Origin of the sequence: Candidatus Villigracilis proximus (genome assembly GCF_016717045.1) — a bacterium.
GTDB lineage: Bacteria > Chloroflexota > Anaerolineae > Anaerolineales > Villigracilaceae > Villigracilis > Villigracilis proximus.
Genome location: NZ_JADJUO010000012.1, coordinates 74741 through 99452 on the forward strand (window position 1 = coordinate 74741; position 24712 = coordinate 99452).

28 protein-coding genes are annotated in these 24712 nt (G+C 47.4%); 7 read left to right on the plus strand and 21 right to left on the minus strand.

What is annotated here, in order from left to right:
* Nucleotides 1-100: 100 nt before the first annotated feature.
* Genes IPL71_RS14905 through IPL71_RS14920 form a run of 4 tightly spaced genes read right to left on the minus strand, consistent with a single transcriptional unit; the run spans nucleotide 101 to nucleotide 4151 of the window.
* Nucleotides 101-895 carry a DUF4340 domain-containing protein gene (locus tag IPL71_RS14905; RefSeq protein WP_345322925.1) on the minus strand — a complete coding sequence of 265 codons (795 nt, stop codon included), beginning with the start codon at nucleotides 893-895 and terminating at the stop codon, nucleotides 101-103.
* Complete coding sequence (locus tag IPL71_RS14910) at nucleotides 787-2472, minus strand: GldG family protein (RefSeq protein WP_345322927.1); 1686 nt, start codon at nucleotides 2470-2472, stop codon at nucleotides 787-789. The genes IPL71_RS14905 and IPL71_RS14910 overlap by 109 nt, the downstream gene beginning before the upstream one ends.
* Entirely contained in the window at nucleotides 2472-3215 is a 744-nt protein-coding gene (locus IPL71_RS14915; RefSeq protein WP_345322929.1) for an ABC transporter permease, read from the minus strand. The genes IPL71_RS14910 and IPL71_RS14915 overlap by 1 nt, the downstream gene beginning before the upstream one ends.
* A 9-nt stretch (nucleotides 3216-3224) precedes the next feature.
* The gene (locus IPL71_RS14920; protein WP_345322931.1) at nucleotides 3225-4151 is read right to left on the minus strand and encodes an ABC transporter ATP-binding protein; all 927 of its coding nucleotides are present in this window, start codon (nucleotides 4149-4151) and stop codon (nucleotides 3225-3227) included.
* Between the two features lie 734 nt (nucleotides 4152-4885).
* Between IPL71_RS14920 and IPL71_RS14925 the strand changes: the two genes are divergently transcribed.
* A complete protein-coding gene (locus tag IPL71_RS14925) occupies nucleotides 4886-5296 on the plus strand; it encodes a hypothetical protein (protein WP_345322933.1) in 411 nt (136 codons plus the stop codon).
* 73 nt (nucleotides 5297-5369) lie between these two features.
* Nucleotides 5370-6347: an aldo/keto reductase gene (locus IPL71_RS14930; RefSeq protein WP_345322935.1), complete on the plus strand. Its 978-nt coding sequence runs from the start codon at nucleotides 5370-5372 to the stop codon at nucleotides 6345-6347.
* Between the two features lie 70 nt (nucleotides 6348-6417).
* Here IPL71_RS14930 and IPL71_RS14935 read toward each other — a convergent pair whose 3' ends face one another.
* From IPL71_RS14935 to IPL71_RS14945, 3 genes are read right to left on the minus strand one after another with little or no spacing between them, the layout of a single operon-like run.
* A complete protein-coding gene (locus IPL71_RS14935; protein WP_345322937.1) occupies nucleotides 6418-7977 on the minus strand; it encodes an outer membrane protein assembly factor BamB family protein in 1560 nt (519 codons plus the stop codon).
* A complete protein-coding gene (locus tag IPL71_RS14940; protein ID WP_345322939.1) occupies nucleotides 7978-8424 on the minus strand; it encodes a hypothetical protein in 447 nt (148 codons plus the stop codon).
* Nucleotides 8425-8432: 8 nt separating this feature from the next.
* Nucleotides 8433-8909: a hypothetical protein gene (locus IPL71_RS14945; RefSeq protein ID WP_345322941.1), complete on the minus strand. Its 477-nt coding sequence runs from the start codon at nucleotides 8907-8909 to the stop codon at nucleotides 8433-8435.
* Nucleotides 8910-8995: 86 nt separating this feature from the next.
* On the opposite strand from IPL71_RS14945, the gene IPL71_RS14950 reads away from it, so the two are divergent.
* Nucleotides 8996-10159 carry a glycosyltransferase family 4 protein gene (locus tag IPL71_RS14950; RefSeq protein WP_345322943.1) on the plus strand — a complete coding sequence of 388 codons (1164 nt, stop codon included), beginning with the start codon at nucleotides 8996-8998 and terminating at the stop codon, nucleotides 10157-10159.
* A gap of 1 nt (nucleotide 10160) precedes the next feature.
* Here IPL71_RS14950 and IPL71_RS14955 read toward each other — a convergent pair whose 3' ends face one another.
* The 13 genes from IPL71_RS14955 to IPL71_RS15015 all read right to left on the minus strand — a co-directional run bounded on the left by IPL71_RS14955 (nucleotide 10161) and on the right by IPL71_RS15015 (nucleotide 20233).
* Nucleotides 10161-10667: a peptidase MA family metallohydrolase gene (locus tag IPL71_RS14955; protein WP_345323148.1), complete on the minus strand. Its 507-nt coding sequence runs from the start codon at nucleotides 10665-10667 to the stop codon at nucleotides 10161-10163.
* A gap of 21 nt (nucleotides 10668-10688) precedes the next feature.
* Nucleotides 10689-11396, minus strand: coding sequence for a hypothetical protein (locus tag IPL71_RS14960; RefSeq protein WP_345322945.1), 708 nt, complete (start codon nucleotides 11394-11396; stop codon nucleotides 10689-10691).
* Nucleotides 11393-11809: an acyl-CoA thioesterase gene (locus IPL71_RS14965; protein ID WP_345322947.1), complete on the minus strand. Its 417-nt coding sequence runs from the start codon at nucleotides 11807-11809 to the stop codon at nucleotides 11393-11395. Before IPL71_RS14965 ends, IPL71_RS14960 begins: the two co-directional genes overlap by 4 nt.
* A gap of 32 nt (nucleotides 11810-11841) precedes the next feature.
* The gene (locus IPL71_RS14970; RefSeq protein WP_345322949.1) at nucleotides 11842-12216 is read right to left on the minus strand and encodes a response regulator transcription factor; all 375 of its coding nucleotides are present in this window, start codon (nucleotides 12214-12216) and stop codon (nucleotides 11842-11844) included.
* A 300-nt stretch (nucleotides 12217-12516) separates the two neighbouring features.
* Nucleotides 12517-12903: a response regulator gene (locus tag IPL71_RS14975; RefSeq protein ID WP_345322951.1), complete on the minus strand. Its 387-nt coding sequence runs from the start codon at nucleotides 12901-12903 to the stop codon at nucleotides 12517-12519.
* 124 nt (nucleotides 12904-13027) lie between these two features.
* Nucleotides 13028-13396 (minus strand): response regulator transcription factor, encoded by a 369-nt coding sequence (locus tag IPL71_RS14980; protein WP_345322953.1) that lies wholly within the window; start codon nucleotides 13394-13396, stop codon nucleotides 13028-13030.
* 74 nt (nucleotides 13397-13470) lie between these two features.
* Entirely contained in the window at nucleotides 13471-14460 is a 990-nt protein-coding gene (locus IPL71_RS14985) for a Gfo/Idh/MocA family protein (RefSeq protein WP_345322954.1), read from the minus strand.
* A gap of 147 nt (nucleotides 14461-14607) precedes the next feature.
* Nucleotides 14608-14982, minus strand: coding sequence for an Imm10 family immunity protein (locus tag IPL71_RS14990; protein WP_345322957.1), 375 nt, complete (start codon nucleotides 14980-14982; stop codon nucleotides 14608-14610).
* 80 nt (nucleotides 14983-15062) lie between these two features.
* Nucleotides 15063-16493, minus strand: coding sequence for a vWA domain-containing protein (locus tag IPL71_RS14995; RefSeq protein WP_345322959.1), 1431 nt, complete (start codon nucleotides 16491-16493; stop codon nucleotides 15063-15065).
* Nucleotides 16494-16575: 82 nt separating this feature from the next.
* Nucleotides 16576-17460, minus strand: a complete 885-nt coding sequence (locus tag IPL71_RS15000) for an AAA family ATPase (RefSeq protein ID WP_345322961.1) — start codon at nucleotides 17458-17460, stop codon at nucleotides 16576-16578.
* A gap of 225 nt (nucleotides 17461-17685) precedes the next feature.
* Nucleotides 17686-19083 (minus strand): aspartate ammonia-lyase, encoded by a 1398-nt coding sequence (gene aspA / locus IPL71_RS15005; RefSeq protein ID WP_345322963.1) that lies wholly within the window; start codon nucleotides 19081-19083, stop codon nucleotides 17686-17688.
* Entirely contained in the window at nucleotides 19080-19514 is a 435-nt protein-coding gene (locus tag IPL71_RS15010; protein ID WP_345322965.1) for a glycosyltransferase family 4 protein, read from the minus strand. Before IPL71_RS15010 ends, aspA begins: the two co-directional genes overlap by 4 nt.
* Before the next feature lie 11 nt (nucleotides 19515-19525).
* Nucleotides 19526-20233, minus strand: a complete 708-nt coding sequence (locus IPL71_RS15015; RefSeq protein WP_345322967.1) for a glycosyltransferase — start codon at nucleotides 20231-20233, stop codon at nucleotides 19526-19528.
* Between the two features lie 11 nt (nucleotides 20234-20244).
* On the opposite strand from IPL71_RS15015, the gene IPL71_RS15020 reads away from it, so the two are divergent.
* The gene (locus IPL71_RS15020; protein ID WP_345322969.1) at nucleotides 20245-20532 is read left to right on the plus strand and encodes a hypothetical protein; all 288 of its coding nucleotides are present in this window, start codon (nucleotides 20245-20247) and stop codon (nucleotides 20530-20532) included.
* A gap of 68 nt (nucleotides 20533-20600) precedes the next feature.
* On the opposite strand, the gene IPL71_RS15025 is transcribed toward IPL71_RS15020, so the two are convergent.
* Nucleotides 20601-21665: a radical SAM/SPASM domain-containing protein gene (locus IPL71_RS15025; RefSeq protein WP_345322971.1), complete on the minus strand. Its 1065-nt coding sequence runs from the start codon at nucleotides 21663-21665 to the stop codon at nucleotides 20601-20603.
* Between the two features lie 234 nt (nucleotides 21666-21899).
* Between IPL71_RS15025 and IPL71_RS15030 the strand changes: the two genes are divergently transcribed.
* From IPL71_RS15030 to IPL71_RS15040, 3 genes are read left to right on the plus strand one after another with little or no spacing between them, the layout of a single operon-like run.
* Entirely contained in the window at nucleotides 21900-22796 is an 897-nt protein-coding gene (locus tag IPL71_RS15030; RefSeq protein ID WP_345322973.1) for a DMT family transporter, read from the plus strand.
* A 5-nt stretch (nucleotides 22797-22801) separates the two neighbouring features.
* Nucleotides 22802-23392: a GNAT family N-acetyltransferase gene (locus IPL71_RS15035; protein WP_345322975.1), complete on the plus strand. Its 591-nt coding sequence runs from the start codon at nucleotides 22802-22804 to the stop codon at nucleotides 23390-23392.
* A gap of 1 nt (nucleotide 23393) precedes the next feature.
* Nucleotides 23394-24620: a hypothetical protein gene (locus IPL71_RS15040; RefSeq protein ID WP_345322977.1), complete on the plus strand. Its 1227-nt coding sequence runs from the start codon at nucleotides 23394-23396 to the stop codon at nucleotides 24618-24620.
* Nucleotides 24621-24712 lie beyond the last annotated feature (92 nt).

Consider the following 24712-nt stretch of genomic DNA (forward strand, 5'->3'; position numbering starts at 1 on the left):
CATCAAAAGCAATACTTTGCCACTTTTCAGATGCTTTGCAATGCTGTTGTATTACGGCTGTCTGAATATTCGTCCAGACAGCCGTAATTGAAATCACCTTTTAGGGCGTTGGGGTTACGGGCACTTCGGGCGTAGACTCTGCTTCAGTAGCAGGAACAGGCGTCTCGGTCGCTGGAAGCGGGGTGGGCGTTGGAGTATTCAAATAGGGCGGAAAAAATCCGAGCTGCAATAGTGAGTCGATTCCGCTTAAGTCTGTGATCGCCATTTGATCTTTATCAATGCGCACATAGTAGCCGCTGTTGGTTGGTGTGCTGTCTCCAATTTCAAGCGTATGTGTTTTGCCGCCGTCAAATACAATTGTGATCGTGAAGGCGGGATTTTCCAGACCAAAGATACCGGGTTTTCCATTTTCTATTGGACTCAGAATTCGTAAGGCGGATATTTGACTCGCGGCCGCTTCAGCCAGTCCCTGATTTGCTTCTGCTTCAATAGGCAGTTCCACCGCCCAGACATTTTCTGAGTTACGTGCAATTCTGACGGTTTCGCCGCCTTCAGCAGGTTTGACTTCAATGCTCGCAGGAATGCCCTCTGTTGCCGCAAACATGACAACAGGTGCGCTTACCGGAGTTTCATCAACAACGAGGGTAGCCGGATCCTGCTCGCGATTAATATAAAAGGTGAAGCCGATCAATACAGCCAGGACAAGGATGGTGATCCATGTGCCAGCGCGGAAGAGAGGCCGCTCTTGTTTTATGATCGATGACTCTTTGCGTGTTGCAATTGCTTTTACTTTTGTCTTTGCTGCCTTTGCAGGCGCGGCGGCGCGGGCTGGTGTTTTTTGTAGATGTTGTTTTGCCTGCCATGGTTTAGCCCCTTCCTTCGGCGCGAGAGCCACGAAGAGACGCCAAAGAATACTGCGAGTCCGGGGAGGACAAAGATCGTCAGGATCACCATGAGAACGAGCTGCCAGTTTTCGACCGGCTGGAGAGTGCGTGTAATTGGCTGGGGCGGATTGATGTTGATCAGGTTTTCCTGTTCGGCTGCCCAGTCTACTGAGTTGATGAACATGTTGCCGTTGCCGTATGCATCGAAGATTTCATCGGTGGCAAAAATGGAATTACCAAAGACGATTACGCGTCCTTTTGTGGCAGTGTTTTCGCCAGCCACAGCCAGATTTAATGGTCCGGGGATGTCGCTTTCCGAGAAAGCGGGTGTTTCCTCCGCGACAAGTTCCGTTTCACCCCACGAATTTTCTGTGGTCATGATGATGCCGGTTTGGACAATGTTTTCCTTTGGCTCGCCAATGCTGATACTTCGCGCTTGCGGGAGGATCACAATGTAATTTTCGGTCAGGTTTTGTGTAATAGGATGGTCATTGTATTGCGATGAGACCGCCTGGAATGGGTTCTGTGTGTTCACCAGATCGATGACTACATCGTCATTCAGCGTGATGCCCCAGTCGGAAGTTAAATATTTTGCGAGAGGGTCAGGGGTGGCACCAAACTCAGTGGAGATCAATGGGTCTTCCATCACGACCAGCGCGCCGCCTGCATCGACATATTTTTTGAGCAGGGCAACCTCTCCGCTGCTGACGGGTTTCATTGGCCCGGCAATGATGATGGCAAGCGCATCTTCAGGGATGCTGTTGGTGGAGATCAAATCGAGTGTGTTGACCGTGTAATTCTTTGATTCAAGTGTTCTTTTTGCAACCGAGAAACTGATTTCACCTGATTCGAGTGGAGGCTCGCCATGTCCTTGCAGGAAGTACACTGTGCGTGCTTCAGGGCTGATCAGGCGGATGATGGTTATGGTCAGTTCGCTTTCACTGGCAAAGGATGCGATCTCTTTTGTTTCGCCCATTTGCAGCAATATCTTTCCGTCGCCGGTGACGCCTGCTTCACGCGCAGCGACTGGGTCGAGGTCTGGGTTTACAAAGCGATAGTCAAATTTGCCATTGCTGTTGGTCTTGAATTTCAACAGTAATTCTTCTGCACTGCTGGGGTCAAGGCTTGTGGTATAGAATGCAATGGCTGTGACTTTGTCCGGCAGAGTTGCGAGGGTTTTCAGAGTTTCAGGAGCAAGCGTGTTCGTTTGGTCTTCGGTCATATCCCATGGGGCGCCGAGAAAACCCGGATTTTGAAAGGCAAGCACATTAACTACGATAATGATGCCGAGAAATGCCAGGGTGATGATCAGCGAATTGGAACCGTAGCGTGCCTGGCGTCCGGAAAGGAAACGGCGGATCGTGTCAGGCATCAAAAGCGCGTATGCCAGAAGTCCAATTAAAGTGAGGGCTGCACTGATCTGCAATGCCAGATTGATCGTATCTGGATTTTCGGGAGTGAACATTTCTGCTGCGGCCATTCCTTTAACGACACCGATCAGGCCGGTTGAAACACAGGCGATCAGGGCAACGATCAGGCCGATAACGGCGTATTTCGCGTTTGGATTTTTCTTATTTTTTGGAGCCATTAGCGCCATCTCCGAATTTCAATTGCGGTGGAGCCGGTGAACAGGCCCAGCGCAGTCAGACTTAGAAAATAAACAATATCTCCAAGATTTATGGTTCCACGATTCATGGAGTTGAAGAAGTGTGTGCTAAAACTAAGATAGTCGAAAAACTCTCCGCCTTTTTGCAGTAAGCTGGCCGGAATGCCTATGAAAAAAGTCAGGAATATGAACAGGCCAAAGGTAATGAAGAATGCGGCGAATTGATTGGTGAAAATGGCTGAAATGCCCACGCCGAGCGCGATCAATGTGCTGGCGAAAAGCATAAGCCCGAGATACGATGAAAGCACTACGCGCCAGTCAAGCCCGGGGGAAATAAAATTGTCCATAATGATCGGGTAGACCAGAGTCACGGCTGTCAGTGTTAGTACATACAGGAAAGCACCCAACCATTTGCCGACCACCAGTTCAATATCTCGTACTGGCGCAGTGAGCATTAGTTCGAGCGTGCCCATGCGGGCTTCATCTGAGATCAAGCGCATGGTTAGGATCGGAATGGAAATCGTGAGAAGAAATGAAAACCACCAAGTGATCTGTTCATTGGTGGGGGCGGGGCCGCCATACAGGGCCTGTCCTGAGCTGAAGAACATGATGGCTGAAAAATAAACGCCAAGGATCAGCAGGATCACAAATCCGATGACATACGCCAGCGGACTGCTAAAGTAATTATCGTATTCGCGTTTTGCGATAGTCCAAATATTTCTCATGAGTTCCTCTTATTTCTTTTTGGAGTCGGAGCCAGTGAGTTCGAGGAAGATTTCCTCAAGGCTCATACCGAGCGGGCGTAATTCGATCAGATCGTAGCCTGATTTAATGACCTGCTTGGCAACCTCGGGACGAACATCCTTGCCGGAGGCAAACTCAAATTCAACAGAGCCATCTTCCTTGGTTTCCACACCTTGTACACCTTTAACCAGTTTGACGGTTTTCGCAAGTTCATCGGCTTCACCGCGTACACGCAGCATGACACGTTCCGCACCGATCAGACGAGCCTGTAGATTCTCAGTCGTATCTTCCGCGACGATCTTGCCTTTATTGATAATAAGTACACGGTCGCAGATATTTTGGGCTTCGTTCAAAAGATGGGTTGAAAGTAATACAGTGCGTTCCTTGCCGATCTCGCGGATCAACTCACGGACTTCCACAACCTGGCCTGGGTCAAGGCCAATCGTGGGCTCATCAAGGATCAACACTTCGGGTCTGTGCATCAATGCCTGGGCAAGCCCAACACGCTGGCGCATACCCTTTGAAAGGTTACCGATATATCCATTGGCGCGATCGCTCAAGCCAACTCGATCCAATACTTCATCTACACGGTCTTCCACATTCGGGATTCTGCGCAGGTCACCCATAAACTTCAAATAATCAAAAACAACCATGTCTGTATACAGCGGCACGGTTTCAGGCAGATACCCTACACGTTTACGAACCTCAAGCGATTCTTCCACCACATCATAGCCAGCCACGATCGCTTCGCCATCTGTAGGCGGCATGTAACCGGTCAGGATGCGCATGGTTGTGGTTTTCCCAGCGCCGTTTGGGCCGAGAAAGCCTACGATCTCACCTTGCTGGGCATCGAAGCTCAGGTTGTGAATGGCGCGGCGCGCGCCGTAGTCCTTTGTGAGACCACTAACTTTGATCATTGCCTCTCCTTGCAATAAGATTTAATAAAATGGGTTTTTGCCAAACAAAAGGCACAGCCTGTAGGCGGTGCCTTTTCATTTATGACTGCTGATTACTATACAATATCTCGTCTCGCAAAGTCAAGCGGGTATGCATCTTCTAATCTAATCTTAATATTCAAAATGGCCGATGCACGACAAAATTCTATCAAACAGATGCCGCCACATAGAACCTTCAGCAGACATAATTTCTGTGGATGTTGACCCGTTTACTAAGATTCACTGCATAGCAGACATTTTGTGACCTGGCAACGCTGACCAAATATAATTCCGCTTCAATCGGGACTTTGTGCAGGGTACGGCGACACCAGTTGACCGCCAGGGCAGGCATGTATTCAAGCAGGTTGACGCGTTAAAAGTCTTTTGACTTTGAGAAAGCCGTGGCCGAAAACATATGGTTATTGCAAAGCCCGTTGACAGACTCTTGGTTTTATGGGGTAGTCTCAACGGCTCAACTCGAAAAGTGCGAATTGAGCAAGTTTTCGCGGCACTCAATAAAAAATTCGCGTCACACCTGCACTGGCGTGCGGCGCAAGTGTTCGCTTTTTCGCGAAATTCGCGTTAAGGTTTTTTTGACTTTGCTACAGCCATGGCCGAAAACGCTTATCTACTTGCTTAATTTTATGGAGTAGATATAATTTCATTACTTGGTGAGGTTTACTTGCCCGGAATATCAAAATAGTGGAGAGTTATATATGAATAAGAAATTTTCGATCTTGCTTGCGCTGCTTGCTCTTATTGCTTCAACCCTGGCCTGCGCCGCTGGCGAGCCTACCCTGAGCAATGTCCGCACTGCGTTGGACGCAGATGGAACCCAGTTGTCTTCTGTTTTCTCGGCGACCGATACGATTTATGTCGTGAGCGATGTGTCCAATGGATTAAAAGGAAACGTGGTTTCCTCCAAGTGGATGGTATCGAGTGTCGAAGGCTATGATGCCGGTTTTGTGATCGACGAAGTGGAATTAGTATTGGATGAAGATCAGCTTGCGTACAGCGTTAATTTTTATTTTGAGCCTCCCACAGACGGCTGGCCTGTAGGCACTTATAAAGTTGAAGTTTATTTCAACGGCGTTTTGAATACCACTGTTGAATTTTCGGTGCAGTAAATAGTTTTTATAAAAAGCGGATGCCTGACTTGGCATCCGCTTTTTATTTGTAATTATGAAAATGGAGGCTTAAATGGATTACAGAAAACTTGGCAGAACCGGGCTGAAAGTATCCCCGTTGTGCATGGGAACAATGCAATTTGGCTGGTCGTTGAACGAAACAGATACGCACCGTATTCTCTCTGCAACAGTTGACACGGGGATTAATTTTATTGACACTGCTGATATTTATTCCAAATGGGTCGAAGGAAATCCGGGCGGCGTTTCTGAAACATATATTGGCAACTGGATGAAGAAGAATAAAATTCCGCGCGACCAGATCGTGCTTGCCACCAAGGTGCGCGGTGAAATGGGCAAGGGATCCAACGACCAGGGCTTGAGCCGTGTGCATATTATCAACGCAGTTGAGGCATCTTTACGCCGCTTGCAGACAGATTATCTTGATCTATATCAATCCCACTGGACAGATGACGATACCTCGTTTGAAGAGACCCTGCGCGCCTTTGATGACCTGGTCAAACAGGGAAAGGTGCGTTATGTCGGCGCTTCCAACTATGCGGCATGGGAGTTGATGCAAGCCCTGTGGACATCAGATAAATATAATTTTGCGCGTTATGATTCTCTCCAGCCGCATTACAACCTGATTCATCGTGATGAATTTGAGCGTGAATTACATGCAGTTTGTAAAACATATGAGATCGCGGTCATTCCGTATAGTCCGCTGGCGGGTGGATTCTTAACCGGCAAATATCGTAAAAATGAATCCCTGCCGGAAAGCAAACGTGCCGAAGGCCGCAAGCGCGCCATGACCGATAAGAACTTTGCCTTGATCGACGAAATGGAAGTGATTGCTTTACGTCATGCAGCCACGATCTCACAAATTGCGCTGGCGTGGATGCTGGCCGACTCTGTGATTACCAGCCCGATCATCGGCGCAACATCCATTGACCAGTTAAATGAAAACCTCGGCGCCTTGAAAGTGAAACTCAACGACGACGAGGTGGCCTTGCTTAATAAAATGACTGAGTGGAGAGTGGAAGACGACGAGTAATGTGTGAAAAGCAAAAAGCAGGAAAATAAAAAGTGAGAGGTAAAAAATTTACCTCTCACTTTTTATTTAATTAAGTAAGGATCGCCTGTCCGCAGTATTCACACTTGTCCATGCCGAGTTCGAGGGTGCCGCCGCACTTGGGGCATTGGAAGGTCTCGACCTTGATCGGATATCCTGCGGTTTTGTACGCTGTTTCATTTTCAGCCAGATCGCCGCGCAGACGTTTCAGCCGCGTCAGATACGCATCTCCGGTGACTTCGCCGGATTTGCGCAAACGTTCCACGTCTGCAATTGACTCTTTCAACATGCGGCGCTGGGCTTCAAGTGATTCCCTGCTGTTATCCTGTAGGGAAAGTTTCAACTCAGGTTTGGGCGGAATGGATGCCAGAATTGCCGCGATGATTAGAATAATAGCCGAGACGATCAAGCCTACGATCAACGGCGTATATTGAAAACCCGGGATGGAGTTGAAGTTAACTTTATTAACCTGTATCTCACTGCCGTCCGCAACGACAACGTAGCGCTCATTGCCCAGTTTACCAATGTCAATGCGGGTAATACCGCTGGAGTGTTTGGGTAGATTATTGCGTGAGCCGGTTTCGGTGAAGATTGCTACGTTACCCAGTTCATCACCAAGCACGGCTTCTTCCTTGCCGTCTTCATTGATATCGATACCTGCGATCTCTGTTACTTTATCAGATAGCGATGCAGTCCATAATTGTGTGGCAGTTGTGCCATTGAATGAGAATGCCCACACACCGCCGTCTTTCCCGCCGACAATGATCTCGCGTGATGAAGGATCGCCGTTTAATTCCACTTCGCGCACTTCGCTGACTGCCTGCCCAAGGGATTTATTGAACAGCACGCTGCCATCCACTGCGCTGTAGATGAAGAAAGCGCCGTATTCGCCGCCGGTGATGATCTCGCTGTTGCCGTCTGCGTTTAGATCGAAGGCGCGCATGCGGCGCAGCTGCTCTTGATTTACCTGCCAGACAATGCCTCCGTTTTCATTCAGCACAGAGACTGTCCCATCGTGTGAGGCCGCTGCGAGATAAGTCTCACCGCTGATCTTCGCATCATCCAGACCACGAATTTCTTCACTGGAAAAGGTATTTTGCCATGCGGTATTCCCATCCATTTTAAGGGACAGGAGACTGCCGCTAGAATCGCCCAGCACAATTTGAGGGGCAGAAGAGAAGCGGATTAAGACGTTGCGCGCAGGCGTCCCAATGGGCAGGTTATCTGCCAGTGTGGACTGTTGACCGTTAATGATCGTATCCACAGACATGCCGAGACCTGCATAAAAGACAATGATGTCTTCGACATTGTCGCCGTTTACGTCACCGAGTGTGGTTTTGGGTGTGCCGTAGGAGAAGTTCCAAACACGATTGCCGCTCGCATCATATGTGCTGATGTCGCTGGTGTTTTGAATAAACAACTCATCCTGACCGTCACCATTTAGGTCAATGACTTTCATGCTTTCAGCCGTGTAATACGGTTGGACCCACGCGACGTCACTGCCAAATTTTTGAGCTGTGACCGCGCCGCTAAAAGCGAATACGCCTGACACAACCATTACCAAACAAGCGAGCACGAACGCGACGATAAAGGGGATAATTTTGCGACTCATTTAAGCTGCCTTCCGTTGTAAAAGAGAATAGGTGGATTTTAAAAAGTTAAGGATCTGCGCCTGCTCCACTTCTTCAAATGGAGAACTGGCAACGACATTGATAATGCCGCCTTCTGTGCTTAATTGCGAAATGGTGTACTTGCCTACACTTGCGCCCTGTCTGAATTCCTGATTGGAAACGATCTGATAGGCATCCGGGTTGACCACGATGCGCACTTTCAGATCGTGTTCGGTTCCCTTAAATTTTTCAGGTTTCATTTTCATTTTTCCGCTGATGCTGCTGCGCTTCCAATAGGATTTTCGATTCTTTGATTTTTGAATAGCTGAAACACGCAGGACATTCCCATCGAATAATTTCGCCTTTAGTGAAAGCCATTCATCACGGAAATATTGTGTGGTGCGGTCGCGCGTATCTTTGGTTTCACGCGCCACCTTTGTCTTGAGCATAGCACCTGTCAGATCGAGATGACCAAGAAAGGTGGTGTCTGGTTTAAGATCATCACGCAGTGTGTGTAGAATTTCCTTGGTGCCTTTGTAGCGCGGAGAAAAATCAAATGAGTCGCTTTTGCGTAAACTGCGCGCCATGATAAAAGCCGCGATCCACAATAATATAGCGCCGCCTGAAAAAACGAGGAAGCATACCCAAATATAAGCAGTACGGCATCGATTGCCACCATGCCCACGCCGGCCAAAAATATGATCATCGGAGCCCAGCGCCACTTATCGCCCGCGGATTCGGTTTTTTGCACCTCTCTTACAAATTTATCCATGCCGCGCATGATCGAATCAGGTTTGTCTGCGATCGAAACATAAACAGGGGTGTAATCTTTTTTGCCCGTCTTGCTGACCGGCGCTGTCTTTTTACGTGCAGTGTTTAATAGATAAAAGAACAAAAGCAGAATCAGCACACCGCCGATACATAAAAATGGCATACATTCCTCCGGGGTCTTGCAGGGTAGCGTAAAATTTTCCAGTAAAAATTCAGCAGCTTAAGAGACAAGCGATATAATTCAGGTCAATGACAAACATACTCTATACTGCCTTCGATATTGTACCAAGCCCAAAGGGCGCGTCCACACATATTTTGCACAACATTCGCGGGTTGGTCAATAGGAACTATGGCGTCCATCTTATCACTCCTAACGACGGACTTCTACCCACCGAAGATACTATTGAAGGCGCGCAGGTCACTCGCATTACCCAGGACCTCACTCAAAATTTTCTCGCCCGCGCAACTCATTTTGGAAAGGCCGTCCTTTCGCATCTATCCTTGCATCCTCAGTATGATGTGGTTCACTACCGAAATATTTGGGACGGTTTGCACATTGCGCAGAATAAAAAACGCTTTGGGTACAAAACCCTTTTTGAAGTGAATGGACTCCCATCCATTGAGCTTAAGTATCATTACCCCGGGCTTGATTCAGAATTGGTTTCAAAGATCAAGGAACAGGAGATTGCGACTCTGCACTTAAGCGACGCGATCATCTGCCCCTCAAATGTGACTCGCGACTATATTGCTTCGCTCGGACTTAACCGCAAGTTGGTGACTGTCATCCCAAACGGAGTCAGCGCTTCGGATTTTTCTCCAAGTCCGCTGCCCATGCGTGATGACCGTGTACCTGTTTTACTATACATCGGGACTCTCGCCGATTGGCAGGGATTGGATATTGTCATTAAGGCGTTACCCAAGATACTTGAACAGCGAGCTGCGCGACTCCATATTGTGGGGCGGGGACGCTCAAGGCAAAGAAAAATTCTATCGAAGCAAATCCGCAAGCTGGGGGTCGAAGGAAGCGTGACTGTCCAGCCGGCAATTCCACATCATGAAATTCCCGCACTGATCGCAGACTCAGATATATGCGTCGCTCCACTTGGATTAAATGATCGCAATGTGACTCAAGGCGCCTGCCCGATCAAAGTGCTGGAATACATGGCGGCGGGACGTCCGCTGTTAGCTTCGAATATGCCCATCGTGCGTGAGTTGGTACGCGAAGATATGGACGCGCTTTTATTTTCGCCCAATGACCCTGATGATCTGGCGCGGCAGGTATTAACTTTATTGAATGATTTTGACTTGTCGAAACGTTTGGCAGAATCTGCTGCCGAGCGTGTATTAAGTAAATTTACGTGGCACGAGTCGCAGAAGAAGTTGGGGAAGGTCTACGAGAAACTGCTGACATAGATCAGCACTGCTGCTTTAGCCATTCCTGCCATTTTTGATTGTATTCTTCATAACTGATCCCAAATGCGTTTTCCACGGCTTTTTTGAAATCACTTGTTTCATCAAGTTTATTTGCAAGTTTCCAAAAACCGTCCAGTCCGCCGTAGTTCTCAACAGTAAATGTGACCAGTGAATGTGCGAAACTATAACTCAAGGCAAAGTCACGCTCAAGCGAGTACATGTGCATTAGATCCTGTTTGTAAATGGTGTCGCGCTCATCAAGAATTGGAATGAAAGTTCCAGAGCGGACAGCATCACAAGCCCAGTAAAGATTCTCATCTGCTCCCGCTGCATATTCCGCCAGCCCTTCAGACATCCAATCTGATAATCTGCCCGCGTTGTTGAAAACTCGTGCGTGCGCCATGTGAGTATATTCATGTGTTAATGTTTTCTGAAGTTCACCATCCCAGCCAACATCGGGGTTGTAGTATCCATAAGCAAAAGATGACGGCGCATATATTTCAATTATGTTTTCAGCCGCTCCGCCGTTTTAGTTATATAAGGCGATGGCATTCATGGGGTTGTAGGGACTTAATCCATAAATAGGTATGATCTTAACGTTGGCTTTTTCAGTTGGCGCCTGTCCTAATACGGCCTCCGAATTTGTGCGCGCAATTTCCATCATATCCATGATCTGCTGGTTGACATCGTCTGCCCAGGGATATGTTGTAAATGTGAAGTGTTCAGTGTCAGTGATGACCGGTTCGCCGACCTGCTCCACGGTTGGCTCAGTGATGACCCAGCGGTCATTCAGGAGGCGGAAAGGCCAATCTGCTTTATAACCGCCTGCCGTTGTAAAGTGAGCGATGACATATTCAAGCTCACGTTTGTCAATGCTGTTCAAAGTATAGGAAAACGTGCCTCCGCCTGCCTGTGAGGAAATTTGATACTCATCAAACCGGCTGCGGACAATACGCCGAAAGGGTTTGTTTTCCTGATCAACCACCTGTTCGAGCAGATCGGGGTTATTTTCATTATAGGCTTGTGCGTATGTATCAAGCGAAGATTGTATGCCTGCTTTGATTTCTTCGTCACTTAAATCAGCAGAGACAGTTGGTGAAGCGGATATATCCAGTTGTGCTGTCGGAACAGATTCTGTTGCTGCGGGAGCTGTTAGTGTTTGGCATGCGAGCTGTGACGAGATCAGGATGATCAATGTAAAAATGATACGAACAAATTTGTGGGATGTGAATTTCATTTCAACTCCTGAGATGAAAAGATTTGACTAACTTTCTCTGGTATGGCTTGCGGGCTTCCCGTGTTAATATCCACAAAGACCCAGTCCGATTCACCCCTGACCAGTAACCTGCCGTCTGCTTTTCTGACGAATTCATATTTCCGCAAAGACCTGACCTTGCGAATATTTTCCACCCAGGTACAGACTTCCACTTCCTGGCCTTCAAATGCAGGAAGCAAATATTCAATACGATGCTCGCGGATCACCCAGGTAGAGTTGGGTCCCTGTGCTTGAATTCCGCCAATGGATGCGTAATGCTCCACGGCAATGTCCTGCATCCATTGCACATAGGCCACGTTGTTCACGTGGCCATTTTCGTCAATTACGTTATGAGATATTATGAATGTTTTTGTGTAAGCAGGAGAAACTGACATTCGCCAAGTTTACCGTAAACCAGGCTGAAGCATTACTTTTCTCTATCGAGCAGGTCTTTTACTCTTTGAGTAAGTTCGTCAATGTGGAATGGTTTTGTGAGATAGTCATCTGCGCCGGCGCCGAAGGCCACGATTTTGCTGTCGCTGTCATCCAGCGCGGTCACGATAATGATCGGTGTAAGTGTAAATTTCGGGAGTTCGCGCAGCATTCTGCATACTTTAAACCCATCGGGGTCGGGCATCATCAGGTCGAGTACGATCAGGTCCGGGCTAAGCATCAGCGCGGTGTGAATGGCCTGGGTGCTGTCGTTTACAGCAGCGGTTTCGTACCCCACTGAGGAAAGAACCTTTTCGAGCAGGGTGGTGGCTTGTCTGTCGTCGTCTACGATCAAGATTTTTGTCATCATATTTTCCTGATTATTTCAGTGAAATTGTAAAAAATATAAGTTGATGCAGAAAATATCGCTTGTGATTAATATTATACTCTTTGAGACGGGGAAATTGTGAGACGATTTAATGGCTGCTCTTTCTGTACGCGGATGTTACAGATTTAACGAATTATCACAGAAAAAGGGAAAAATGCGTGTATCTGTGTGCAAGGCGTCTGTCAAATCTGTATACAAAAGGTTTGCAGCACAAAAAAATAAAAAGGCTGAGAAAGATGCGAAAACCATGTAGGATAATTTGCAAGCAGGTCTGGCTATCCTTTAATTGTCTGTTTGTCCGTTGTTTTCTTCAATCAAGGCGCTTATTTTATTTGAAAGTTCTTTCGGACGGACAGGTTTTGTCAGGAAATCCTTTGCGCCGGCATTGAATGCATCTTTTTTACTGCCAATATCATCCAGTGCGGAAACAATGATGATCGGGATATGTTTAAGCTCGGGAGTCGACTGAAACATTTTACATAGTTGGATCCCATTTATGCCCGGCATCATAATATCAAGCAATACAAGGTCTGGATTGCTTGCATTTGCCGCTTCAATCGCATGAGCGCTATTATTTACAGCAGTTGCTTTATGGCCGTCCAGTGACACAATCCCCTCAAGTAATTTCGTAGTTTGCAGATCATCGTCGATTATTAAGATTTTTGCCATTGTTTTTTTTCTGCCTGTATAAATTTTATTGAATACGGACTATTATTATACCTTTGTAGTTGACAATTGCGACCTAAATGGAATTAAACTAATGCGCCTGTAAAAGATAACCGTAGAGAAGGTTTTATTGGATCTCTGTGTCGAGCAGATTATCGATGGTCGCAACGAGTTCGTCAAAATTAAAGGGTTTCGCGAGATAGCCGTTCGCCCCGAAAATCGTTGCGTCACTGTTGCTGATATCCATGGCGGTGATGATCAAAATTGGAGATTTGGAAAACCCCGGGTCCGCGCGTAACATCTTGCAAAGTTTAAATCCATCAGGCTGGGGCATCATCAAGTCAAGAATGAAGAGGTCGGGGCGGAGCGAATTGGCGGCCTCCATTGCTTTTGAACTGTCGCTTAATCCAGCCGCTTGATGTCCTGCGGAGGTAAGGAATTTTTTTAACAACATGACGATCTGTATATCGTCATCTATGATCAGGATTTTCGCCATGATGTCCTTCCGTAATTCTTGGGGATTTTTTCAAAACCAATGTAATCATACAATTAAAAAGTGCAGTCATCAAGCTATGGTTCAAATGGATACTTAAGCCCGATCTCAGCGCGGATCGAATCCATTAATTCCATATTCGCCAGCGTATCGGCGTGACTCATGCCCGGGCTTTCCAGCAGCCCGGCGCGGATACAGCGCATGGCTTCCTCGGTTTGATATTCAAATCCGCCAGCGCGTAACGGCCTTGAAACGGTTAATTCCTGATCGTTGACTGTCAGTGTGGCTTTGGTCGTTCCCCAGAAGTGCGGATGAATGCGGATCTGTCCCTTACTGCCATAGATCAAAAAGTCGTTGACATGGTTGCTGAGAAAACTGCTATGGGATTGCGAAATGACATTATTTTCATACTTGAGTGAAAAGGTAGTTAATTCGTCCACGCCGGTTTTGCCGATCTGTGCCATGGCAACAAATGATTTTGGCTGTGACCGCATGACCCATTGCGATACGGCGATGGGATAAATTCCCATATCCAGCAGGGTGCCGCCAGCCAATTCGGGATTCTGCCAACGGTCATCTTTTTCCTTGGGTGCATTGAAGCCAAAGGTGCCGACCATGAGACTAATATCACCAATGGCTTTTTCATCCAGCCAACCGCGGATAACACTATAGATCGGCAGAAAACGCGTCCATAGGGCTTCCATCAGGAAGATTTTTTTCTCACGTGAAGCTTTGATCAACTCCCTTGTTTCCGCCGCGTTAACCGTCAGCGGCTTTTCGCACAAAACAGGTTTGCCCACGTTCAGACACAGCATGGCATTTTCAAAATGAAAACGGTGCGGAGTGGCAATATAGACTCCGTCCACTTCCGGGTCGTTGACCAGTGCCTCGTATGAGTTATAAATCTTCGCGCCGCCATATTGATCTGCGAATTCTTGCGCGCGCTCAATTTTTGAGCTTGCCACTGCATACAAATTTGCATCATCGATCACTTGCAGACCCTTTGCGAACTCATGTGCAATACGGCCCGGGCCGAGAATGCCCCAGTTGAATTTTTTGGTTGTCATGTTTGTCTCCAATGCAGGAATTCTGAGAATAGGTTTGGGAATTACTTTGTTGATTATGTAGGTGCTGCATTCCCTTGTCAAGTAAATTTGAACGGGAGCAGGTCTAAAAAAACAGGCTTTCGAACGAAAGCCTGTTTTTCTGTTTTTTTATTTTTCGTGATAAATATCGTGCCCCTCAAAAATGTTCCTTAAGGTAGACAGTATATCTGCAAAGGCAGCGTCATTTATTTCGAAATGAACTTGAATTTTTCTAAAATCTTCATTTCCGTCAAACTTTTCGACTGAACTTTGCTCCAGGACCACCACGATCTCGCTTCGTGAGAATTCCACCAATTCCAAGCCCCCATACCGTGAGTATGATTGGTCGTTGATCTCGAAATAGTAGTTGCTGTCTTCAAATTCAATCGGACGTTGAAGGGAAAGGAACGTCGGCTCATCGGGGTTTTCTTCGGTGTTGGCAAACATCACTGAGGCCGTGATGGAGTTGGTGTATGGTTCGACATAATTGGCTGTGAATTTCATATTGTTTCTCCTTTGAATTTTAGCGTATTTTAAAATAATAGTGCCAGCAGGTTTATCACCTATTAGCACTATTGTTCAAATTAACTAAGAAAGGTCATCAAATCATCCACTGCATTCGCCAACTCTCGCAAATTACCGACCTTCAATACTTCGTTGCACAGCGGTTTATATTTTGCCATGTCACTATCACCGTGCCACAAATGCTCGGGTTCAGGATTCAGCCAAATGGTCCGCGTGGATCGGCGGGACATGCATGAGAAAATGTCGAGGCGTGGATCATTGTAGTTGTTGCGTCCATCCCCAACGATGATGAGAGTCGTCCCGCTATTTAAAGTATCCATATATTCATCGTTGAAATTGCTTAAGGCGTGGCCGAGGTCTGTGTTGTAATGTCCGCTGGGCATACGCCACAAAACAGACTGAATGGCTTCGTCTGCATTCGAGCCGCTGAAATCTTCCGAGATCGATTCGAGATGATCGATGAACGCGAAGGCATGAGTCTTGCGGACTTGTCCTTGCAATGCAAAAAGAAAACTCAACATCAACTCCGAACAAAAACGCATCGACGTGCTCACATCGCAGATGACCACGATCTTCGGCTTATGAATGCGGTTGCGAAATTTAATTTCCATCGGCACGCCGTTGTATTTCAAACTCGCGCGGATGGTGGCCTTCGCATCCATCTGTCCGCTCTTGGCGCGCTTCTGCCGCAACGCAATGCGTGTGCGTAGCGCGGCGGCCAGTTTCTTCACTTCACGCTGCAAAAGTTGTTTATCAGAATCAGACAATGCCTCGAACGGGCGGTTCATCAAGTTATCAATATTTTCACCGCGCGGCTGTTCGCTTAAATTTTCTGCAATGCGCTCGCCTGCGAACTGCTCGATCTGTTCTTGTATGCCCCGCATATTCTGCTGGATCATCTGTCGCATCTGTTCCACACGCTCACGGCTCATGCCCATTTGCTTGAGCTGCTCCATTAATTCCTTCATCGCCTTTTGCACTTCAGGAAACGCCATCGCACGCATCATGCGCTGTGACATCCAATTTTGATAATTAAGATTCTCCGCCTGATTTAATCCGACGAGTTGACCCAGCGCTTCAAGCTCCGCACGGGACAACTGCTCGCCATTCATCAGCCTTTCCATCCGCTGACGGAGATTCTCCGCAAATTGACTCATCGCCTCGGCCCACATCTGCGCTTCTTCAGGAGTCATCTCATCGGAAGGATTTCCGCCCATCTCAGGCGGCTGCCCCGACCCAAAGAACAGCGGAAATAATTTCTCAAACGTCGGCATATCTTTCAGATCTTTGATTAACGTGGCGCGCAACGACAACCGAAATTCTTCGCGGTCTTGAATCCCCATCAGATCCACGGCTGAAAATGCTTCAGCAGATTCTGCCAAAGAGACGCGCACACCGCTGGAGCGCAACGCTGCAATTAATTGTAAGATCGCGATTCCATTTTGTATACCTCGTATGGACTGGGCTTGTCCCTGCCCATTTTGTTGCATTGAAAACAGCGACCATAAACAGGACGATCATAAACAGGGCGACCATAAAGGCCACCAAAGTCTTGCCTTTGCGTTCTCGCGGTTAATTTCCAGAAAACCTTCCGAACTCATCATTGTTATTTCTTGGTCTTGGCTGCTGCGGTGGGGGAGCATTCAACTGTCGCTTCGCTTTTTGCAAGTCCGCTTCGTGTTTCAACAACACTGAAAGCGTATCTTCCAAAACATCCTTATCCAGATTAGACGCGTTCAGCGCCACGAGCGCATTTGCCCAATCCAAGGTCTCACTGATGGATGGAGACTTGCGCATGTCTGCCTTGCGGAGTTTCTGCACGAATTCCACGGCCTGTTGCGCCAGCTTGGGATTCAAATCCGGCACTTTCAAACGCACCACTGCCAATTCTTCGCTCAAAGATGGGTAATCAATAAATAAATACAAACAACGTCGTTTCAATGCTTCGGATAACTCACGTGTATTGTTAGATGTAAGAATCACAAATGGTTTGTGTACCGCAGTTAATGTCCCCAACTCCGGCACAGAGACTTGAAAGTCGCTCAAGATTTCTAAAAGGAAAGCTTCGAATTCCGCGTCCGCACGGTCGATTTCGTCGATCAATAAGACCGTCGGCTTTTCGCTCAAGATCGCCTTCAACAGCGGACGTTGCAACAGAAAACGATTTGAGAAGAATACATCTTCCTCTTTCGCCAGTTTATCTGCCGCCTCTGCCAGAGACTCGGCTTTGCCGAGAGTGTCATTCAATTTATCGCGCAATAACTGCGTGTAAAGCAATTGCTTTGAATATTCCCACTCATACAACGCCTTTGACTCATCCAGCCCTTCATAGCATTGCAAGCGGATTAACTCACGGCCGGTCGCGCCGGCAATTGCTTTTGCCAGCTCTGTTTTTCCCACGCCCGCGGGACCTTCCGCCAGAAGCGGCTTGCCCAAGTTTCTGAGCGAGATACACAATGGTGAATTTCTCCGAAGGACAATGGTCAAATTTCATCTGAAGCGATGTACTGTAATGGAGGAATTAACCTTTCCTTCAGGTTCAGATTTTACGGTTTTGCTCGAATCAAAACGTGTGGTCATAATTCTCCTTTGTCTTTTTCTACAGACGGCGGCAGATTATCTTCTTTTACTTTCACTTCGGTTTGTTCACTCTGATTTTTCACTACCTTTGCAATCTTCTTCTTAAAACCAACCGGGTTGTGTTAAATTTTCGGGGCGTAGAACTTCATCCAGTTGTTCTTTGGTCAAGAGTCCGCGAGCGAGGACGATCTCCGCCACGCCTTTGCCTGTGGCGTAGGCCTCTTTTGCAACCTCGGTTGAGTTTTCGTAGCCGATGATCGGATTAAGTGCAGTCACAATCCCAATCGAGCGATTTAATAACTCAGTCAAATGATTGCGGTTGGCGGTGATTCCTTTTACGCAGCGCTCGGCCAGAGTCAAACATCCCTGACGTAGATAGATAATGCTGTCGAATAAACTATGCGCGATGATCGGTTCAAATGCATTTAGTTGGAGTTGTCCGGCTTCTGCTGCGAAGGAAACGGTCACGTCGTTGCCGATCACCAGGAATGCAATTTGATTTACAACTTCTGGAATAACAGGATTTACTTTTCCCGGCATAATGCTCGAGCCTGCCTGAGCGGCGGGAAGATTAATTTCGCCGAACCCGGTTCGAGGTCCAGAAGAAAGGAGGCGCAGATCGTTGCAGATCTTCGAGAGTTTGACCGCCACTCGTTTCAAAACTCCAGAAACCTGTACAAAGGAGCCGACATCCTGTGTTGCTTCTACAAGATTTCCAGCGGTGATATATGGAATGCCTGTAACCTCACTCAAGTGTTTGCGAGCCAGCGCTGCATATTCGGGATGGGCATTAATGCCTGTGCCGATTGCTGTGGCGCCAAGATTAATCTCACAAATTAATAAAGCCGCTTCGCGCAAACGTTGTTGATCTTCATCAAGCATCACCGCATAGGTACTAAATTCCTGTCCCAGCGTCATCGGCACGGCATCCTGTAATTGGGTACGTCCCATTTTCAAGATGTCTTTGAACTCAGCCGCTTTATCTGCAAATGCAATTTTTAAAATTTCCATCGCTTCGATCAGCAGATCAATTTCAAAATGCAGCGCCACCTTGATCGCCGTCGGATACACATCATTGGTGCTTTGACTTAAATTCACATGTTCAAGTGGATGTAAATGTTTGTACTCGCCAAATTCATATTCCATAATTTCCAATGCGCGATTGGCAACGACTTCATTCGCATTCATGTTGGTCGAAGTCCCTGCACCGCCTTGAATTACATCCACTACAAATTGATCGTGTAATTTTCCTTCGCGTATTTCTTCGCAGGCTTTTATGATCGCATCAGACTGTTCTTTATCGAGCAGTCCCAATTCTTGATTGGCTTGTGCGCAGGCTTGTTTTACACATGCCAATGCACGCACCATGTTCGGATACGTGCTGATCGGAATCCCACTGATCGGAAAATTTTCCAACGCGCGCAGCGTGTGTACGCCGTAATAAGCGGTCACTGGCACTTCGCGTTCGCCGAGCAAATCATGTTCGATTCGAGTTTTCATTTTTCCGCTCCCAGACTTTGATATATTTTTAGATTCGCTTGCAACTCTTTTTCAAGAGTGAATTGACGAAGAACCGCATCTCTCGCGGACTTTGACATAGTCTGGCGATTCTCAGGCTGACTCAGCAACTGAAGAATTGTTTCGGCTAATTTGTCTGCGTCGTTGAGAGGAACGAATCGGCCATTTTTTCCATCTTCGATCACATCGATTGCACCGCCCACAGGCGTAGCGATGACGGCTTTTTCGCAGGCCATGGCTTCCAATATTGCATTCGGCATTCCATCACGCAAAGAAGGGTGGACAAATACATCCATCAGCGCATAGTAGGCGGGCAGGTCTTTGTGTGCCACAATGCCGGTGACGATGATCTGAGAATCAGGGATGGAGGCTTGTAATTCATCGAATGTTTTTTTATCTTCGCCAGCACGCACTTCACCGACAATTAATAGAGCAACAGGCTGTTTTTGTTCACCTGCGCGTAGGCACGAAGGAGAGTTTCCAGTCCCTTTTTTTCTCTCAACTCCCCAGCAAAACCAATTACCATTCTTCTTTCTTCTTTCTTCTTTCCTTCATCCAATCCCAATACCTCGGACAATCCTGAGTTTCTCTCCATTGGCTTAAACAACTCAATATCAACCCCATTCGGAATTAAATTCACTTCTCTATCTATAAATGCTTTTGCCTTCTTCGCCAGTTCACTCGCGTTCGTTGTGACCGCGCTTGCGTTTTGCAGCGCATACATCACGTGCGAAAATTTGGACGGATCAAAAGCTGCGCGTTCAATGTCATTACCGCGGATGGAAACCACGCTTGGGATGTTTAAATATTTTCCAGCATACGCGGCAACGAATCCGGCTTGTGGAAGAAAGTATGCGTGGATCAGATCAAATGGCTCGCGCTTGTGTTCTTCAACGATCAACTCGAACCAGTCGACCAGTGTGTCGTCTACGCGTTTATGTGCGCCAAAGCGAGTGACGCTGACTGCGCCCGAAGGGAGAGTCTGCTTTTCGGAGGGGAGCAGGTTTACGGTCGGGGCAAAGACGCGGACTTCATGTCCAGCAGATGCAAGCAGATGACCCAAACGTCCTGCTGAGATTGCAAGGCCGCCGATGTCTGGTGTATACTTTTCCGAAAGCAACGCAATTTTCATGAGGTGTCTCAATGGCAGAAAAATGTGAAATGATTATTGGTTATCTGGTTCCGCACCGCTGCGAAAATCCTTCGTTGGGTGCCTGTGTTAAATGCGGACGTGGGTTTTGCGATGAGCATACCAATGCTACAAAAGAAGGTCGTGTGTGTCTGGCCTGTCAGCAGGGATTGGATATGCCTGTTGCTTTACCGATTGCTGCCGCATTGTTCACGCCAATGGATATGGATACTTTTGGCCGCACCAGCAGATATAACGATAATGATGAGGATAGCGGCAATATGTTTTCAGATTTGAGTTAAATTTAGAGTCAGGTTGCTTGCTTCAGGCTTTTACGCGGCAAGCTCGACGTCCTTTGTGTTTTAAAATGTTAATACGGCCCGATCGTCTCCCAAATCTTTTTATTTTCCACAATAAAATCATCGCAGCGTTGACAGGGTTTCAGTGAAGGCGGGTGCATTTTCAGGCGCACAGCTTGATAGGCCGCGCCTTCCCAGATTTCTTTAAACGATTGTTTACGAATATCGCCCAGCGGGGGAATTTGTTCGCGGGTCATACAGCAGACATATACAAGACCATTGAAATCGATCAGGCTGTGAGTCCACGGGGCGAAGCAGGGATGTTTGCTATAGTAACCGAATGCATACCGGCCCGCGCGTCCCAGGCGGACCTCGTTCTCGTCTCTGCCAAAGGGGAATGCATCTTCATCTGCGATATTTATGCTCAACTCTTGCGCGCGTTTTTCAATATAGGGGGCGATCTCTTCATTGAATAAGGCAATATCTTTTTTGCGCATGGATAAATGTTCACCGCAATGGTCGTCCACTGGGATTAAGTTAATTCCGTCTGCGCCGAGTTGATGCGCCAGTTCGGGCAGCGTAGCGAGGCTGAAATAATTTTCGCGGCTGACCACCGTATTAATGCGGACTGTCAGCTTGCCTTTGTGAGAATATTTATGAAACAACTCTACAGCTTTGGTGGTGAGTTTAAAGGAACCTTCCACGCCGCGCACTTTCTCGTGGATCTTTTTGATGGGTGAGTCAATGGAAACGTTTACTCCGCGCAAGCCAGCTTCGATTAACGCTTTTGCTTTTTCCTTGTCTATCAATGTGCCGTTTGTGGTGAGGGTAACGCGCATCCCAAGTGATGTGGCGTGCGCCACCAGCTCAGGCAGTTGCGGACGAAGCATCGGCTCGCCGCCCGAAAAATGGATCTTCTTGCAGCCAAGTTCCGCGAGGTCGGTAATCGTCTCTTTGAAGCGTTCCATGGGAATCGGTGACTCGCGGGTCTCACGCCAGTGCTTGCACATCTGGCATTTGAGGTTGCAGCCGTAGTTAATTTTAATTTTTACATAGATGGGTTTATAGGCGCGGGCGTTTAAAACAGCCTGACGTAGTTCTTCTTTTTCTGTTTCTATCTGCTCAAGGTTATACATATAAATCCTGTGCTATGATTATCGGGCTAAATATATAAGTAAACAAGAAAACAGGTATGCAAGTCGGGTAAGATTGGACAATTGTATCATCTCAAAATTCCGCATTCATTCCCTTTGGAGTAAACGTCGATCTTCCTAGAAAACAGAAAACTATGACTATAAAATACACCCATCCATTGTTTTACACATTGAACTCTTCATCCTTCATCCTTCCTCCTTCATCCTTTCCCCACTATGCGTCTTAAAGCAGACCTTACCCTCCTCATCGTTTCTGTCATTTGGGGCTCGGCTTTTGTTGCACAGCGAGTCGCAGGTCAACTGGGAAGTGTGTACCTGTTTAATGGTGCGCGGTATCTTCTGGCCGCACTGGTGGTTTTGCCGCTGGCAATTCGTGCCATTCGAAATCCGGCAGCACCTCAGAAAATATCCCGCAACCAATACAAGTGGATGTTTATCGCCGGTTTTCTGCTTTTTCTTGGCAGTGCGCTTCAGCAGGCTGGCATGGTATATACCACGGCCGGCAATGCGGGCTTCATCACCAGTTTATATGTAGTCCTGGTGCCTTTTGCTTTATTCTTTGGCTGGCGTGAGAAACCGCATTGGATGTCAATTGTGGCAGTGGTTTTGGCCGGGGCGGGGGCATTTCTCCTATCAACAGGCGGCAGGTTCGAGGTCAAGCCCGGAGACGCGCTTGAGTTGATTGGCGCATTGTTCTGGACGATCCATGTTATTGTGCTGGGCAAGTACGCATCCAAATTTGAAGCCTTGTCATTTTCAGTGGGACAACTCTTCGTGTGTGCCATTTTGAATTTTGGGTTGGGCGCCTTCGTTGAAACATCACTTGAATTTAGCTGGCCTTTGCTCTTTGCAATTGCATATACAGCGCTTTTCTCGCTTGGCCTGTGCTACACGCTTCAAGTTTGGGCGCAGCGCCATACACCGCCCGCCGACGCAGCATTGATTCTGAGTCTTGAATCTGTTTTTGCTGTATTGTCCGGCTGGTTATTATTAAATGAAACATTGGTTGCCATTCAAATCTTTGGCTGTGTGTTGATCTTTGTTGCTGTTGTGCTTTCACAGTTCAAGGAATGGAATTCAGTTGACCATGAACATCTTGTCGAGGGAAGATAATTTTTATGTCTGAAACAGTAGATTTGATCGAAGAATTGGATCTGTCATTTCATCCGCTTACGCAAAAACTATGGCATGATTTTGAGTTGTTGTTTGGCAGGCATGGCGCGTGCGGCGGCTGTTGGTGCATGTTTTGGAAATTGCGCGGCAGGGAATACGACGAGAGCAAAGGCGATACTGCGCGTCAGATGCAAAAGTCGGTTGTAGATTCAAAAACCGTCCCCGGTCTGTTGGCTTACTCAGAAGGCTATCCCGTGGGCTGGGTTGCCATTGAGCCGCGCAGTGCCTATTCCAGGCTGGCGCATTCGCGCACCCTCAAACCCGTGGACGATCAGGAAGTATGGTCGATCACCTGTTTCTTCGTTGAGAAAAAACATCGCCATAAAGGGATTGCAGTTGAGTTGCTAAAAGCCGCGGCAAACTATGTAAAAGAGCAAGGCGGTAAAATTGTGGAAGGCTACCCTGTGGATGTTAAAAAAGAGGAGCCACCTCCCTTTGTTTTTACAGGCACAGCATCTGCATTTAAACAAGCTGGTTTTGAAGAGGTTGCACGTAACTCGCCGGCACGTCCCATCTTTCGATATTTGATCAAATAAATTGAGAACCACGTTTCAACCTCCGCAAAAATCATTAACACCTCGCGATTATCAGTTTATCGCGCTGGTCATTGTTGTTTTTATCGGCGTCTGTGTTGCGCTTGTTTTTGCAAACCTCACACTGAAAGGCGGAGGTGATTTTTACGTCCACTGGGTGGGGGGGCGCGCATTTCTTTTTGACAAAATTGACCCCTATGGCGGCGAAGTCCCGGCTCGTGTTCAAAAAATAGTTTATGAAAGCGCCGCGAAAGCAGGGAATGAGCCTTACATACTGGATACGCCTTTTCAGATTCTTCCTTTCTACTACCTTTTCTCGTTTCTTTCCGACCCGAAAATTGCCCGGGCGATATTTACCTTGATCTTGGAATTGGCATTGTTCGCGCTTGCCATTCTCAGCTTGCGATTAACAGAGTGGGAAGCCCCGCGTATTTTCACCGTCCTGTTTATATTCTTCGCAGTATTTAACTTCTATACATTTCAAGCCATCTACGAAGCCAACCCTGTTTTGATCCTCGGGTTGTTGTACATCGGTATTCTCTTCACCTACCGCGAAGAACTGGATGAATTAACAGGCGCATTGATGGCATTGTCTTTTTACTATTGGGAGGTGGGACTGCCATTTTTAGTTCTTGTTTTTCTGCGCGTATATTACGAAAAGCGCACGCGAGTCTTTGCGGGATTTTTCATGTTGAGTTTCATCCTGTTCTTTATTTCATTTCTTACGTACCCCAGTTGGATCGTCCCGTTTGCGCGTGCCACAGTCAATAATCTGCGGGCTGATTTTGGATATAACATCCACACCATCTTTGCTCATCTCTGGCCTGCGCAAGGCGCAATTCTTGCATGGATATTCACTGGCACGCTCGTCATTACTCTTGGCTACGAGTGGAGTCTGGCTCGCAGTGGAGACAACCGTCGCTTCTACTGGACAGCCTGTCTCTCACTGGCCGCTGCACCCTTACTTGGCTTCCGCACCGAAGTGGAACATCTTTCCGTTCTTATTATTCCGCTTGCTCTGATCTTTGCTATTATCCACGACCGCTGGCAGCGTTTCGGCAATGGATTAATTATCCTGCTTATGTTTGTTATCTTCGCTCTCCCATGGGCTCTGTATCTTTTTCTGTCAGCCGTTTTGGGGCAGAGATCATTTTCCTCTTTCTTCCAATTTCCACCCTCATTGGCTTATACTGGATTCGTTGGTGGGCGATTCGTCCGCCGCGCATCTTGAGCGATTTCGCCAGCCGCCTATAATTCTATATATATTCTTAGCGAAGCCGTGTACATCCTGAGCGTAGTCGAAGGACCCTCATCCACCCATGA